Annotated in this window: 13 protein-coding genes; 10 read left to right on the forward strand and 3 right to left on the reverse strand. The window is 63.8% G+C overall.

What is annotated here, in order from left to right:
* Positions 1-8 precede the first annotated feature (8 nt).
* Together XW59_RS21905 and XW59_RS21910 are read left to right on the forward strand one after the other, a co-directional pair.
* Complete coding sequence (locus tag XW59_RS21905) at positions 9-1,154, forward strand: Xaa-Pro peptidase family protein (RefSeq protein WP_047148017.1); 1,146 nt, start codon at positions 9-11, stop codon at positions 1,152-1,154.
* Positions 1,155-1,207: 53 nt separating this feature from the next.
* Positions 1,208-2,209: a succinylglutamate desuccinylase/aspartoacylase family protein gene (locus XW59_RS21910; protein WP_047148016.1), complete on the forward strand. Its 1,002-nt coding sequence runs from the start codon at positions 1,208-1,210 to the stop codon at positions 2,207-2,209.
* Positions 2,210-2,431: 222 nt separating this feature from the next.
* On the opposite strand, the gene XW59_RS21915 is transcribed toward XW59_RS21910, so the two are convergent.
* On the reverse strand, positions 2,432-3,676 hold the full coding sequence (locus XW59_RS21915; RefSeq protein WP_047148071.1) for a methylaspartate ammonia-lyase: 1,245 nt from the start codon (positions 3,674-3,676) through the stop codon (positions 2,432-2,434).
* A gap of 142 nt (positions 3,677-3,818) precedes the next feature.
* The gene (locus XW59_RS21920) at positions 3,819-5,072 is read right to left on the reverse strand and encodes a LysR family transcriptional regulator (RefSeq protein WP_170990198.1); all 1,254 of its coding nucleotides are present in this window, start codon (positions 5,070-5,072) and stop codon (positions 3,819-3,821) included.
* Between the two features lie 307 nt (positions 5,073-5,379).
* Here XW59_RS21920 and XW59_RS21925 point away from each other — a divergent pair, with 307 nt between their 5' ends.
* The 8 genes from XW59_RS21925 (at position 5,380) to XW59_RS21960 (ending at position 13,599) form a co-directional block, all read left to right on the forward strand.
* Positions 5,380-6,339 carry a VOC family protein gene (locus XW59_RS21925; RefSeq protein WP_047148015.1) on the forward strand — a complete coding sequence of 320 codons (960 nt, stop codon included), beginning with the start codon at positions 5,380-5,382 and terminating at the stop codon, positions 6,337-6,339.
* Between the two features lie 3 nt (positions 6,340-6,342).
* Positions 6,343-7,071: a PIG-L deacetylase family protein gene (locus XW59_RS21930; RefSeq protein ID WP_047148014.1), complete on the forward strand. Its 729-nt coding sequence runs from the start codon at positions 6,343-6,345 to the stop codon at positions 7,069-7,071.
* Positions 7,071-7,742 (forward strand): 4-carboxy-4-hydroxy-2-oxoadipate aldolase/oxaloacetate decarboxylase, encoded by a 672-nt coding sequence (locus tag XW59_RS21935; RefSeq protein WP_047148013.1) that lies wholly within the window; start codon positions 7,071-7,073, stop codon positions 7,740-7,742. The genes XW59_RS21930 and XW59_RS21935 overlap by 1 nt, the downstream gene beginning before the upstream one ends.
* Complete coding sequence (locus XW59_RS21940; RefSeq protein WP_136068445.1) at positions 7,735-8,787, forward strand: 4-oxalomesaconate tautomerase; 1,053 nt, start codon at positions 7,735-7,737, stop codon at positions 8,785-8,787. The genes XW59_RS21935 and XW59_RS21940 overlap by 8 nt, the downstream gene beginning before the upstream one ends.
* Positions 8,788-8,833: 46 nt before the next feature.
* A complete protein-coding gene (locus tag XW59_RS21945; protein ID WP_047148012.1) occupies positions 8,834-9,694 on the forward strand; it encodes an NAD(P)-dependent oxidoreductase in 861 nt (286 codons plus the stop codon).
* Positions 9,695-9,866: 172 nt separating this feature from the next.
* Positions 9,867-10,601: a GntR family transcriptional regulator gene (locus XW59_RS21950; protein ID WP_047148011.1), complete on the forward strand. Its 735-nt coding sequence runs from the start codon at positions 9,867-9,869 to the stop codon at positions 10,599-10,601.
* A 148-nt stretch (positions 10,602-10,749) separates the two neighbouring features.
* Positions 10,750-12,156 (forward strand): aminomethyltransferase family protein, encoded by a 1,407-nt coding sequence (locus XW59_RS21955; protein WP_047148010.1) that lies wholly within the window; start codon positions 10,750-10,752, stop codon positions 12,154-12,156.
* Positions 12,157-12,429: 273 nt separating this feature from the next.
* The gene (locus tag XW59_RS21960; RefSeq protein WP_047148009.1) at positions 12,430-13,599 is read left to right on the forward strand and encodes an ABC transporter substrate-binding protein; all 1,170 of its coding nucleotides are present in this window, start codon (positions 12,430-12,432) and stop codon (positions 13,597-13,599) included.
* Positions 13,600-13,686: 87 nt separating this feature from the next.
* Here XW59_RS21960 and XW59_RS21965 read toward each other — a convergent pair whose 3' ends face one another.
* Positions 13,687-14,706, reverse strand: coding sequence for an extracellular solute-binding protein (locus XW59_RS21965; RefSeq protein ID WP_047148008.1), 1,020 nt, complete (start codon positions 14,704-14,706; stop codon positions 13,687-13,689).
* Between the last annotated feature and the right edge of the window lie 21 nt (positions 14,707-14,727).

Raw genomic sequence — 14,727 nt, forward strand, 5'->3', positions numbered from 1 at the left:
GTTACACCATGCCCGTCTTCGCGCGTGAAGAATATCTGCAGCGCCTTCAGGAAACCAAGCGCAGGATGAATGCCGAGGGACTGGACGCCCTCGTCGTCATCGACCACTCGAACATCTTCTACCTGACAGGCTATGACGGGCATTCCGCCTACGTGCCGCAGGCGCTGGTGGTGATCGCGCAGGAGGAGGAGCCGCGCCTGATCCTGCGCGAGATGGACGTGCCGGGCGATACGGCCTTCATCCAGCCGAAGCACATCCACGGTTATCCGGAAGACTACATCGCGCATCCGCGCGCGCATCCTTACGACTATTTCGGCGACCTCTTCCGCCAGTGGGGCATTGCCGGCAAGCGTCTCGGCGTCGAGCTCGACTGGCTGACGCCCAATACCCACCAGCGCCTCCAACAAGCCGTCCCGAATGCGCGTTTCGTCGACGTGGGCAATCTGGTGACCTGGCAGCGCCTGAAGAAATCGCCGGCGGAGCTGGCCTATATGTCCCAGGCTGGCGTTATTGCCGATCTCGCGATGCAGGCCGCCTACGACAACATCGCGGTCGGCGTCCGTGAGTGTGACGTGGCTGCGGAAATCATGGCCGCGCAGGTGCGGGGTACGCCGGAATTCGGCGGCGATCGTCCGGTCACGCCGGCGATGCCCACCGGCAGCCCCCGTTCCGCGGCGCCGCATCTGTCGTGGACGGATGCCAGATACGAGAACAACAGCGTCACCAATATCGAGCTCGGCGGCTTCCGCAAGCGCTACGTGGCGGGTTTGTCGCGCACGCTCGTTCTCGGCAAGCCGGAAGACAAGCTGACGAGGCTGCACGAAGCGACGCGCGACGCTTTCGAGGCGGTGTTCGCCAATGTCCGCGCCGGCTGGACATGCGAGGAGGTCGAGGCGCTCTACCGTAAGACCACTCGAAAGCACGGCTTCGAGAAGAAGTCGCGGGTGGGTTATGCGATGGGCATCGACTGGACTGAGAAGACGGCGAGCCTGCGTTCCGGCGACACGACCGTCCTCGAACCGGACATGACTTTCCATCTCATGGCGGGCATGTGGTACGACGATTGGGGCTATGTTCTCAGCGAGGCCTTCCGTGTCACCGACAGGAACATAGAGAGCTTCAGCAAGCTCTCGCGGGAACTCTTCGTCAAGTAGTGTCCGGGGGCGCCCTATCGGCGTCCCTCTTTTCCAATCCCGAGGAACCGCCAATGCTGCCTGCCTGGTCTCCAGTGCATTCCACGATCGATCTCGACGCTCCCGGCAAACGCTTCGGCAAGATCGTCCTTCCCTTGCCGGGTCTCGGCGAAACCGTTGAAATCCCGATCGCCGTGTTCGCGCGGGGAGAGGGGCCGACGGTGCTGATGACCGGTGCGGTTCACGGCGACGAATATGACGGACCGATCACCTTGTTGCGCATCGCGCGCTCGCTGGAGCTGGATCATGTCAACGGCCGGCTGATCATCGTTCCCGTGCTCAACCAGCTCGCCATGCGCGCCGGCCAGCGCGTCGCGCCGATCGACAGGCTCGATCTCAACCGGAGCTTTCCCGGCGATCCCGAGGGGCGACCGAGTGAAATCCTGGCTCATTGGCTGGCGACGAGGCTGGTGCCGATCGTCGACGCGGTTGTCGATGCGCATACCGGCGGCAGCTTCACCAACTGGGTGCCGCTGGCGATGATGCACCCGCTCGCCGATGCCGATCAGCACCGCCGGACGATGACGCTGATCGAAGCGATGCGGCCGCCGCTCGGCGTCGTTATCGACGAGAGCGACAAGCCGGGAATGTTCGACACCTATGTCGAGCGGCGGGGCAAAATCTTCGTCTGCTGCGAGTTCGGCGGCGGCACGATGACGCGCCGGTCGCTCGACGTCGCCGGCGTGTGTCTTCGCAACGCGCTGAGGCATTTCAACATGCTGCCGGGCGAATTGGAGACGCCGGTCTGGCCTGAATTCGACGGGCCACGCATACTGCAGGCCGCCGATCTCGACTGGGTGGTGGCGTCACGGCGCGACGGCATATACGAGCCGGTGGTGGAACTCGGGCAGGCGGTCGCGAAGGGTCAGGTTCTCGGCTATGTGCACCCCATCGACGATCTTGAGGCCGAACCGGCGGAGGCGAGGGCGCCCATCGACGGCGTCCTGATCTTCCGGCCGGCTTCGAGCCGGGTCGAGAAGGGAACCCGGCTCGGCATGATCGCCCGCGACCTGTGAAGCCGCGGGGCCGTTCGTCAACGGCCGGTCCGTGCAGCATCCGCGCCGTCTCGTTGCGCTTGGTCATCAGGGTGGCGGCGTCGGCGAGCCCCGGCTTCGACGGGAGAGAATCTGGCTTTCGCGCCCGCCCGACACGAAACTCGAGGCGGTCTCCTCGGCAAGCTACTTGAGCGCCGCGACGTTGCGCTCTTCGAGCCGAGGGATGACCGCTTCGACCAGGCCTTACGCCGCGCGAGCGCGGATCAGCGCCAGCGCACGCTCCATCTCGTTGACGAGGATCATCCAGCCCTCGTCGCTGCCCTGGCCGGGCTTGGTCGAGATCATCTCCGCTCCGCATGCGATGCCGAGCTGAGCGGTGACGCGGGCCGACTGGTCGGTCTCGTTCGACGTTCCGCCCAGGCATGCGCCGATGCCGTTCTCACGGCAGAAGATGAGCGCCTCGATCGTGTTGTTGACGCCGCCCATGTCGGGCGTCTTGATCTGGACGTTCTGGATTGCGCCGGCCGCCTTGAAGGCCTTGATGTCGTCGAGCGTGTTGGCCCATTCGTCGATGACGAGGCCGGCCTTGATGCCGCGCTCGTCCATCGCCTTGCGGATGGCCCGATAGATGTCGATCTGTCCCTGGCGGGAAGACGCGACCACCGGCGATTCCACCAGCAGGTCGTAGGGCGCGATGATCCGTTCGAGGCGGCCCAGATATTCCGCGATCTTTTCCGCGTCGTTGTCGAACAGCTCGCCCATCGTGCCGTAGAGGTCGATGTGGATACGGGGATGGTAGTCGGGGTCCTTGATTTCCTCCAGCCGCGCGGCTAGCCGCTCCATATAGGCGACGAGCTTCTCGCCCTCGAAGCCGACATGATCCCGCACGCTGAGGAACGGCGTGTGCGGCAGCACGTCGGCGCGCTTGAGTATCATGCGGTCGTGCTGCGCCCAGTCGGCGCGCAAGGCGCCGGCGAGAATCGGCAGCCGCTCGGTGCGGAGTGTGGAGCCGTACTCGCGCGCGACGATTTCGGCCATGGTCAGTCGGCTAGCATGGGCGGCTGCGTCCAGCAAGGCCTGGGTAACGCCGTAACGCACCGCCGTGTGAAGCCGCTTGCCGTCGATTTCCAGGCTGTCGATTTCCTCGGCCAGTTCGCGGAACCGGCTCATGTCGCGTCCCTCCAGCCGCTCGGCGATGGGCCCTTCGAGTATCGGCAGCATCTCCTCGGGAACGAACATGCCGTCGCGGCCGGCAAGACCGACGAGGATCACCTCGGCGCAATCGCCGAAACCGACGGAGCCGTCTTCCAGCACGAGCATGACCGAGACGGTCTTGCCCGGCTGAATGATGCGCTTGAAGCCTGGAGTGACGGGATCACCCTTGTAGAGGAGCAGGCCGTCCGGCTCCGCACCGGCCTTGATCGCCGCCAGATCCTTGTAGAGAAAACCGGAAATTCCGACCGAACAGACGAGTTTGGCTATCTTCACGTCGTGCCTCCAAAGCATGAAAATCTCGAGTGAAGTCTAGGAGGGTCGCGCGGCGTATTGTGCTTTTTGCGCCGATGCTCGCGGCGAAATCGAACTGTCCCGCCGCCGGCCACGCGGCGAACGAATTGGCGCCTTCGGTCGACTAGGACAGATCCCTGGAAATTTCGCGCAAGACATCCAGGAACTCCGACTGCAGCGCCGTTGGCAGCCAATGGCGCCGTAGCGTCGCTCCGACCGACCGGCGCGAGTGCGGAAGCTCGTGATCGAGGACGGCGAGAAAGCCTGCCTCCATCTCGTAGCGGATCTGGTGCAGGGAAAGCAGCGCCAGGTGGTCCGATTTCAGCAATATGCCGCGGATCACGTTCAACGAGCCGGTTTCCACGCTTTCCAGGGCCGGGCTCTGGAACGACGCAGCCATGGTTCGGAACGTTTCGCGCGAAGGCGTGCCGCGCCGCGCGACGATCCATGGAAATTTCGCGAGATCGGAAGTGGTGATCCCGTCGTTCGTCACCAGCGGATGATCCGCCCTGCCGACGACGCGCAGCTCGAAATCGAAAAGCCGCTCCTGTTGCAGCGTCTTCGACGGGAGATCGGCACGCATGGCGCCGACGAGGATGTCGATGCGGCCACGTTCGAGATCCGCCAGCAGGGCCTCGTAGCTGCCTTCCGTGACCTCGAAACGTGCCTGCGGATGCCGTCGCGCCAGCGTGGCGACCACGTCCGGAACCAGGAAGGTGCGGGTGAGCGGCAACGTGCCGATGGAAACCCGTCCGGCATATTCGCCGCGCGCTTCCGCGATCTCGTCCATCCCATTGCCGAATTCGGCCAGCGCCAGGCCAAACCAGCGTGCCGCCCACAGGCCTCTCGAATTGAGGCTTATCGCCCGGCCCGCGCCGTCGAAGAGCGGCATGCCCATGATGGCCTCCGCCTGCCGCGCCGCGCCCTGTACCGCCGGCTCCGACTGGCCCAGCATCCGCGCCGCGGCGCTGAAGCTGCCGTTTTCGGCGAAGGTCGATACGGCGCGCAGATGGGACCAGGTCAGGCGCGCCTCGATGCGCGGCAGCTCCGACTTCAGACCTTGGCCGCAGGCTCGACGGATGAAGTCGCAGAGCCGGCGAGAGCGTCGCACCACGATGTCGCCGGCGGCAGTCAGCCGCATTCCGTCGCGCTCGATGAGCACCGTGCCGAATTGGCTCTCCAGCCGCTTCAGCGCCTGCGAGGCGGCAGGCTGGGTGACCCCCAGCGAGGCCGCCGCCGCCGTGAGTGAACCCTTGTCGGCGCAGGCGATGAGCAGCCGGATATGACGCAGATTGGGTGGCATCGACGTGCGGCTGTCCGCGAACGCGTCTGTTTCGGACCTGATCGTCTCCGCTCGGGAAGGTTCGCCGATATCCATCGCTTTCTCCGTGATCCGCATTCCGCCGACGCTGCAATCCGGCCGCTGTTTCGTCTTCCAGTGTCCACCTTATGCTTTGCAGGGGAGAGCGGATAGGTTGTGAACGTTATTTGCAGCCGTTTTCCGCGATCGGAAAAACGTGAATAGAGGGATGTGAAATCTTAGCTGTAAGTCCAGCTTATGATTCCGCAGCAGAACGAAATTGCCGGCACAAGGGAAAGGTGCCTAATCTCGGACGAGGCGAAAAGGTCGACCGGGAGGAGAAGATCATGATCAGGCTGCAATTTTGCGAGCGGAGCGCCGTGCAATGACGGAACCTTGCCATGACGTCGCCCATCTCGGGCATGTCGAGCTCTATACGGACCGCTTCGATGAGAGCCTCGATTTCTTCACCCGCGTCTACGGGCTTACCGCGAGCCTGGTCGAGGACGGCACCGCCTATCTTCGCGCTTTCGACGACTACGAATTCCACACGCTCAAGCTCACCCGGCACCATACGACCGGCGTCGGTCACGTCGGTTACCGGACGGCCTCGCCGGAGGCGCTCGAACGGCGGGTGAAGGTGATCGAGGAGATGGGCTGCGGCATCGGCTGGGTCGACGGCGACGCCGGCCATGGCCGCGCCTATCGCTTCACCGATCCCGACGGGCATATCTTCGAGCTTTACTACGACACGCGCGTCTATGAGGCGCCGGAAGGGGAGCGACCCGCGCTGAAGAACATGGCGCAACGCTATCACGGCCGGGGCGCCTGCCCGCGACGCCTCGACCATTTGAACCTTCTGGCGGCCGACGTTTCGGCGATCCGGGATTTCATGACCAAGGCCCTGGGCAGCCGCGTGACCGAGCAGATACGGCTCGACAACGGGCGACTGGGCGGCTGCTGGTTCACCGTCAACAACAAGAGCTACGACATCGCCTATTCCGAGGATCACACCGGCGCCAGGGGACGGTTCCATCACGTGACCTACGCTGTGGACCAGCGCGAGGACATTCTGCGCGCGGCCGACATCTTCCTCGAGAATGGCGTTCACATCGAAACCGGCCCGCACAAGCACGCGATCCAGGGCACCTTCTTCCTCTATGTCTGGGAGCCTGCCGGAAACCGGGTGGAGCTTGCCAATGCGGGTGCGCGGCTGATCCTCAGGCCCGACTGGCCCACGGTAACGTGGACCGAAGCCGAACGCAGGAAGGGCCAGGCCTGGGGCCTCAAGACGATCGAGACATTTCACACACACGGCACGCCGCCGGCGGGCAAGAAGGAGTAGGTCATGACAAAAACGGCATTGGTGATCAGCGCGCATTCGGCGGATTTCGTCTGGCGCTGCGGCGGAGCGATCGCGCTGCATGCCGACAAGGGGTATGACGTGACCGTGGTCTGCCTCTCCTACGGCGAGCGCGGTGAAAGCGCCAAGCTGTGGAAGAACGAGGGGATGACGCTTGAGAAGGTGAAGGCCGCCCGCCGGATCGAAGCGGAAAACGCGGCCAGGGCGCTCGGCGTTCACGACATCCAGTTCTTCGATCTCGGCGACTATCCGCTCGAGGTCGACCGCGAGGCGAAATACCGGCTGGTCGACGTGATCCGGAAGGTGCAGCCGGCCTTCATGCTCTCGCACTCCAAATGGGATCCCTACAACACCGATCACATGTATGCGACGCAGGTGGCGCTGGAGGCGCGCATGATCGCGCAGGCCTGGGGCCACAATCCAGGCGAGAAGGTGCTCGGCGCGCCGCAGCTCTATCTGTTCGAGCCGCATCAGACGGAGCAGATGGAATGGAAGCCGGATGTCTTCCTCGACATTTCGCCGGTATGGGAAAGGAAATGGGCCGCCATCCAGTGCATGGAAGGACAAGAGCACCTCTGGCACTATTACCGGAACGTCGCCGAGAACCGCGGTAACCATTTCATGCGCAATTCGGGCGGCCAGTCGGGCGGTCGCAAATCGACCCACGCGGAAGGCTTCCAGTCGGTGTTCCCGCGAACCGTGGATGAGCTGTGATGGGCGTCGTCGTTCAGAACATCGAGCGCGCGGATCAGGCGGTCATCGACCGCCTGGCGGCCTGCGGCGTCGCCACCGTGCATGAAGCCCAGGGGCGTAAGGGGTTGCTCGCCAGTTATATGCGGCCGATCTATCAAGGTGCGCGGCTGGCGGCGAGCGCGGTGACGATCTCCGCGCCACCCGGAGACAATTGGATGCTCCATGTCGCCATCGAGCAGGTGAAATCCGGCGACATCCTCCTGCTCGCTCCGACCAGCCCCTGCGAGGACGGCTATTTCGGCGATCTGCTCGCGACCTCTGCGATGGCGCGCGGCTGCCGGGGGCTGGTGATCGACGCTGGCGTGCGCGACGTCGCCGATCTCAAGACGATGGGCTTTCCGGTCTGGGCGAAGGCGATCTTCGCGCAAGGCACGGTCAAGGAGACGCTCGGCTCGGTAAATGTGCCGGTCGTCTGTGCCGGTGCGCTGGTTCATCCGGGCGATGTCATCGTGGCGGACGACGACGGCGTCTGCGTCGTGCGGCGCGAGGAGGCCGAGGAGACAGCGACGAAGGCCGAACGGCGCATGGCGGCTGAAGACGAAAAGCGCAAGCGGCTCGCCGCCGGGGAATTGGGCCTGGACATCTACAAGATGCGCGAACGCCTCGCCGAGAAGGGTCTGAAATATGCGTGACGGCATCCGCTGCATGTGGATGCGCGGCGGCACGTCCAAGGGCGGGTATTTCCTCGCCGAGGACCTGCCTGAGGACGGCGCGGCGCGCGATGCTTTCCTGCTGCGCATGATGGGCTCGCCCGACGCGCGCCAGATCGATGGCATGGGCGGAGCCGACCCGCTGACTTCGAAAGTCGCGGTGGTGGGCAAGTCGCAAAGGCCAGGCGCCGACGTCGACTATCTCTTCCTGCAGGTCTTCGTCGACGAGCCGATCGTCAGCGACGGACAGAACTGCGGCAACATCCTCGCCGGCGTCGGCCCGTTCGCCATCGAACGGGGGCTGGTGGAGGCCGTCGACGGCCGGACTGAAGTTCGCATCTTCATGGAAAACACCGGCCAGGTCGCCACCGCCCGCGTCGAGACGCCCGGCCGTCGGGTGAGCTATGCGGGCGATGCGCGGATAGATGGCGTGCCCGGAGCCGCGGCTCCCGTGCCGATCACCTTCGCGGATACGGCCGGATCGAGCTGTGGCGCCCTGTTGCCGACCGGCAATGCTGTCGAGACGATCGAAGGCGTGGAATGCACTTTGATCGACAATGGCATGCCCTGCGTGGTCATGCGCGCGGCCGATCTCGGCATCGAGGGCACGGAAACGCCGGAGGCGTTGGAGGCCAATTCCGACTTGCGCGCCAGGCTTGAGGCGATCCGCCTGAAAGCCGGGTCGATGATGAATCTCGGCGACGTGGCAAGGAAATCGGTGCCGAAGATGACGATGGTTTCCGCCGCCCGCGCGGGAGGGGCCATATCCACGCGCACCTTCATTCCGCATCGCTGCCACGACGCGATCGGGGTGCTGGGCGCGGTCAGCGTCGCGACAGCCTGTTTGCTGTCACGGGGGCCGGCGGCGGAATTGGCCGTTGTTCCTTCCGGCGATGAAAAGCTGATCTCGGTCGAGCATCCCACCGGGGAGATGAGTGTGATCGCGACCGTACGCGACGGTGTCGTTACCGATGCCGCCGTGCTGCGCACGGCCCGAAAATTGTTCGACGGATATGTGTTCGGATAGGCGGCAGGGATTGCCGAATTCCTCCCCCGCTGAACGGAGGCAGACGATGAAGATCGGATTTCTCGGATATGGCGAGGCGGCCCGCGCCTTTCACGAAGGCTTGAGCGGGCAGGGGCTGGAGTTCATCGCCTACGACATCCTGCTCTCGCGCGGCGATGAGTCGATGCGGCAGGCGATGCGGGCGCGTGGCGCCGAAATTTCCGAAACGTCCGAGGGTCTCGTCGCGGCGGACTGGATATTCAGCGCGGTGACGGCGGACCAAAGCCTCGCGGCAATCGAGCCGCTCATACCGCATCTTCGCCAGGGGCAGGTCGTCGTCGACATCAATTCCGTCTCGCCCGAGCGCAAGCGGCAGACGGCGGCCGCGGTGGAAGCGGCGGGCGCGGACTATCTCGACATGGCGGTGATGGCGCCCGTCCATCCCCGCAAGCACGCAACCCCGGTGCTGCTCGCCGGAGCGATAGCGCAGCACCTGCTGCCGGAATTGCGGAAGCTCGGCTTCTCCGCAAAGGTCGCCGGTTCATCCGCCGGCGCGGCGACCGCGATCAAGATGGTGCGCTCTCTTTTCGTCAAGGGGCTGGAGGCGATCACCGTCGAGACGCTGCTCGCGGCACGGGCGTCGGGCTGTTACGACGAAATCCTTGCCTCCCTCTCGGCTTCCTTTCCGGGCCTCGAATGGTCGCGATTCGCCGACTACCAGTTCGAGCGGACGACGCGGCATGGCCGCCGCCGTGCCGCCGAAATGCGCGAAAGCGCCGCGACGCTCGATGCCCTTGGCCTGCGTGGCGGCGTGGCGATAGAGATCGCCGAGATCCAGGAGCGCATGGGAGCCTGCGGCGTCGGTTCGCAGGCGAACCTCGATGAGGTCGTCGCCAGAGCGCTCGAGCTTCGACTGAAATCCGGCTGAAGCTGTCCATGGCATCTGCATGCCGGTGATGGCGGCGCCCTTGCCGGCATGCCGCGACGATGCACGCGGCATTGGAAAGTTGCGGCCCATGTCGCAAGGCTGTACCCGCTGAGAGACCCGTGTGCCGTTCGAGAACGGTGCCGGACGTGGTTTGGCAGGAAGGGGAACGCCGATGAGAGAGAGCGAAGCCGCAACCCATGGACGACGCGCGGTCGTCGAATTGCGCGAGAAGATATTGAGCGGCGAGCTGCAGGGCGGTGCGCGGCTGTTCGAGGTGGCGCTGGCGGAGGCCTTGAATATTTCCCGCACGCCGATCCGCGAGGCGATGTCCCGCCTCGCCGAGGAAGGGCTGCTCGATCGCCTGCCCAATGGCGGCTTCGTCGTGAGGCGTTTCGGCTTCGCCGACGTCATCGATTCCATCGAGCTGCGCGGCGTGCTGGAAGGAACGGCCGCCCGGCTCGCGGCCGAGCGCGGCGTTCCTCCTCAGGCGCTGGAACAGATCAGGCAAACCGCCTTACGGCTCGACGCCTGTTTCGGCGACCTGCCCGACGAGGTCGATTTCGATGCCTATTCCGATCTCAACGCGCGCTTCCATCACGAACTTGCCGGCCTGTCGGGAAGCGAGATCATCAGGCGCGAGGTGGAGCGGGCCAGCGCGCTTCCCTTCGCCTCGCCGTCGGCTTTCCTTCCTCACAGGGCAGACCTGGAGGCGTTCCGCCGCTCACTGCGCACCGCACAGGACCAGCACAAGGCGCTGATCGACGCGATCGAGGCGCGCGAGGGCAGCCGGGCAGAGGCGATCGCCCGCGAGCACGCCCGCGCGGCAAGACGCAATCTTGAATACATTTTCACCCAGGATCCCGCCTCGATCGCGCATATCAAGGAGCTGGCGCTGGTGCAGGCCTGAACCGAGGTCGGACCGGTTTTTCTCAGTCGTGCGGCCGATTCTCCGCGTTTTCCAAATTCTTCCGCGCCAGCCGAAATTGAGCTTGCATTCCCGCTTGCTATGGCATTCGATGTATACATCGATAGGCGATTTCAAGGGAGGAGTTCGAATGGCTAAATCGAGCCTGAGCCAGGTTTTGAAGGAAAGCGGCGACATTGTCGGTCTGCTCCGCAATTCCAAGATCGGTATGTATGTATACCCGGTCGTCGCGGCGGAGTTCGACAACTGGCGCTCCGAGCAGACTGCCTGGCGCGATTCCGCGGTGCTGTTCGACCAGTCGCACCATATGGACGAGCTGATCGTCGAAGGCCCGGACGCGGCGAGGTTCCTCGAAGGCCTGGCGATCAACAGCTTCGCCAATTTCGGGACGAACCGCGCGAAGCATTATGTTCCGGTGACGCCCGTGGGCCATGTCATCGGCGACATGATCATCTTCCGCGAGCGCGAGGACAAATTCGTGTTGGTCGGTCGCGCGCCGACCGCAAACTGGCTCGAATACAATGCTTCGCTCGGCAAGCACGACGTGAAGCTCACCCGCGATCCACGCTCTCCGTCGCGACCCGACGGCAGGAAGGTCGAGCGCATTCATTACCGCTTCCAGATCCAGGGGCCGGATGCTCCGAAGATATTCGAGAAGATCAATGGCGGCCCGATCCCCGACATCAAGTTCTTTCATGTCGACTGGATAAATGTCGGCGGCAGGAAGGTGCGGGCACTGCGCCACGGGATGGCGGGCGCTCCTGGCCTGGAAGTCTGGGGACCCTATGCCGAAAAGGACGAGGTGCGCGACACGATCCTCCAGGCGGCCCGGGACATCGGAGTCGACCTTCGGCAGGTCGGCAGCCGCGCCTATTCGACCAACACGCTTGAATCCGGCTGGATACCCTCTCCACTGCCCGGCATCTATACGGGTGAGGAACTGCAGGGCTATCGCGATTGGCTTCCCGCCGATGGTTACGAGGCGACCGGCTCGATCGGCGGCAGCCTGGTTTCGAGCAATATCGAGGACTACTACGTCACCCCCTACGAGCTCGGCTACGGCATCTATGTGAAGTTCGACCATGACTTCGTCGGGCGCGCCGCGCTGGAGAAGATGAAGGAAAAACCACACCGCAAGAAGGTGACCTTCGAGTGGAATGCCGAGGATGTCCTGAAAGTGATCGCCTCCGCCTTCGATCCGGGCGCGGAAAACTACAAATGGATCGACTTTCCGCAGCCGAACTATGCCTCGTCGAGCGCCGACAGGGTAATGAAGAATGGCAAGGTGGTCGGCATGTCGATGTTCAACGGCTACAGCTTCAACGAGCGCTGCATGCTGTCGCTGGGCGTGGTCGACCCGGATATCAAAGAAGGTGACGTGCTGACGCTGGTCTGGGGTGAGCCCGACGGCGGCTCCGGCAAAACCTCGATCGAGCCGCACAGGCAGGCAGAGATTCGTGTGCGTGTCTCGCCGACACCTTATGCGCGCGAGGCTCGCGAGAACTACGCCGACAGCTGGCGCACCAGGAAGGACTGACGCTCGGCCGAGGAGGCGGCGCCCGCTGAGGCGCCGTCTCGAACGGTTGGCGTCGCGCCGGAAGGTCTGCCGGAAACGAACGTCATTCCGCTTGAAGTATCAGCAAAGGAGGAAATGAGTTCTGCTTGTGAGCAGGCAGCATGCGTGCATACATTAGCATCGGTGAAAGTTGCATTTCAGGGGACGTACAAGCCGGAGAAATCAATAAGATCACCTGTTTCGGCAAGGCTCCTTAAATCCGAATTCAGCTTACGCAACAAGGGAGGAGTATACATGATTACCAGAAGATTGTTCATGGCCGGCACGATATTGTCGACGCTGGCGGCTGTCCCCGCCTACGCGCAGGAGGCGGTCAAGATCGGCCTGATCCTGCCGATGACCGGGCCTTTCGCCTCGACCGGTCGCCAGGTGGAGGCGGGCGCGCGCGCCTATATCGCGCTTCATGGCGACGAGGTCGCCGGCAAGAAGATCGAGCTCGTCCTGCGCGACGACGCCGGCGTTGCCGATCAGACCCGCCGCATCGCGCAGGAGCTCGTCGTCAATGACGGGGTACGGATGTTCGCGGGCTTCGGCCTCACACCGCTCGCGATCTCGGTCGCGCCGGTCCTCAATCAGGCCAAGATTCCCGCGCTGATCACCTCGGCCACCACCTCGTCGATCATGCAGCAGTCGGACTATTTCGTGCGTGCCAGCATGGCGGGTCCGCAATCGGCCGTTCCGGTGGCGACCTGGGCGGTGGAGAACGGCCTCAAGCGTGTCGTGACCCTGGTAACGGATTACGGGCCCGGCATCGACATCGAGAAAGGCTTCACCGACCAGTTCCTGGCGGAGGGGGGTGAAATCGTGGAGGCGATCCGGGTCCCGCTGCAGAACCCCGATTTCGCGCCTTTCCTTCAGCGTGTGCGCGACGCCAAGCCCGACGCGATCTTCGTCTTCGTGCCCTCGGGCGTCGGCTCGCTGTTCATGAAGCAGTTTGCCGATCGTGGACTTGCCGAAGCGGGCATCAAGCTGATCGCGACCGGCGACGTTACCGACGACGACCTCTTGAACGGCATCGGCCAGCCGGCGCTCGGCGTGATCACCGGGCATTTCTATTCCGCCAACCATGACAGTCCGGAAAACAAGGCCTTCGTAGAGGAGGTGCGCAAGGCCAACAACAACATGCGGCCGAACTTCATGTCGGTGGGCGGCTACGATGCCATGCACCTGGCCTATGCGGCGCTCGAGGCCACCGGCGGCGACACCGACGGCACCAAGCTGGTCGAGGCGATGAAGGGCATGGAGTGGGTCAGCCCGCGCGGGCCGATGTCGATCGACCCTGCGACCCGCGACGTGGTCCAGGACATCTATATCCGCGAGGTCAAGGAAGTGGACGGCGAGCTCTACAATGTCGAATTCGCCACCTACGAGAAGGTCCGCGACCCGAACGCGAAGGCTGAGTGAAACCCGTTCGACCGCTTCACCGCGCAAGCGCATTTTTGAAGGGCCCGGCGTTTCCGCCGGGCCCTTCCGCCTTGGGAGGCGCTATCCTCAGGGATAGATTTCCTTCGCAAGATCCATCATCGGCCCGTATTCGTCGAGCTCCCGCGTGCCGAGAAGCTTGGCGGTGGCGAATGCACGCGACTGCTCATCGAGCCTGTCCGCGACGCCTTCGACCACCGGGACCATCCACGCCTTTGCGTAGGTCTCCTGCTGCTCGACATCGAGGAAGTGGTTGATGAACAGGCGCGCGGCGTTCGGATGCGGCGCGTTCTTCATGATCGCGAAATGGATGGAGACGTAGGGCACGCCTTCCTCCGGAATCACCACCTTGATCGGCAGGCCCTGGAGATCGTTGGCAAAGGCGAACATCTGCGGAATGTAGAGAGGATATTCGCCCCGGGCCACGCGGCGGGCGTCGTTACGCAGGTCGCGGCTGAAGACCGGCTTCTGCGCGGCGAGCTTGTCGCTGAACTCGCGGCCGAAGGTCTTGTGCAACACGACGAACATCGTTCCGCCGGAACCGAGCGGGCGCATGTCGTCGGAAAGGATCTTGCCCTGCCATTTCGGATCGGCGAGGTCCTGCCAGCCCTTCGGCTCGTCCTCGGGCTTCACGAGGCTGGTGTTGACGAGGATGCCGTAGGCCTGGAGAAAACCGGGAATGTGCTTGTCCGTCATCTCCTTCTTCATCTCCTCGCGGAGATTGGCTGCGTTGGGGATGCCGCCATGTTCCTGAACTTCGATCCCTTGCTGCATGCCGGTCTCGATCGAATTGGCCGAATGCATCTGGATATCGGCGATGTAGCGTCCGGCCGCCTGTTCGGAACGAAGACGCTCGGTGAGTTCGCTGGCGCGCACGTCGAGCGACTCGACCTTGATGCCGTATTTCTTCTGGAAGGATTCGACCACGGCGACGAAATTCGGCGCGCCGAGTTGCGAATTGTAGACGGTGACGGTGCCTTCCTTCTTGGCGGCCTCAACCACCTTTTCCCATTCAGCATCCTGCGCAAGCGCAGGCGAGGCCAGCATCGTGCAAAGCACGAATGCGGCCAGTTTTCCGATAAGCGACATTATTTTCCTCCCGATTATGTT

This window comes from Aquamicrobium sp. LC103, assembly GCF_001014615.2.
In the GTDB taxonomy this organism is placed as follows: Bacteria; Pseudomonadota; Alphaproteobacteria; order Rhizobiales; family Rhizobiaceae; genus LBCQ02.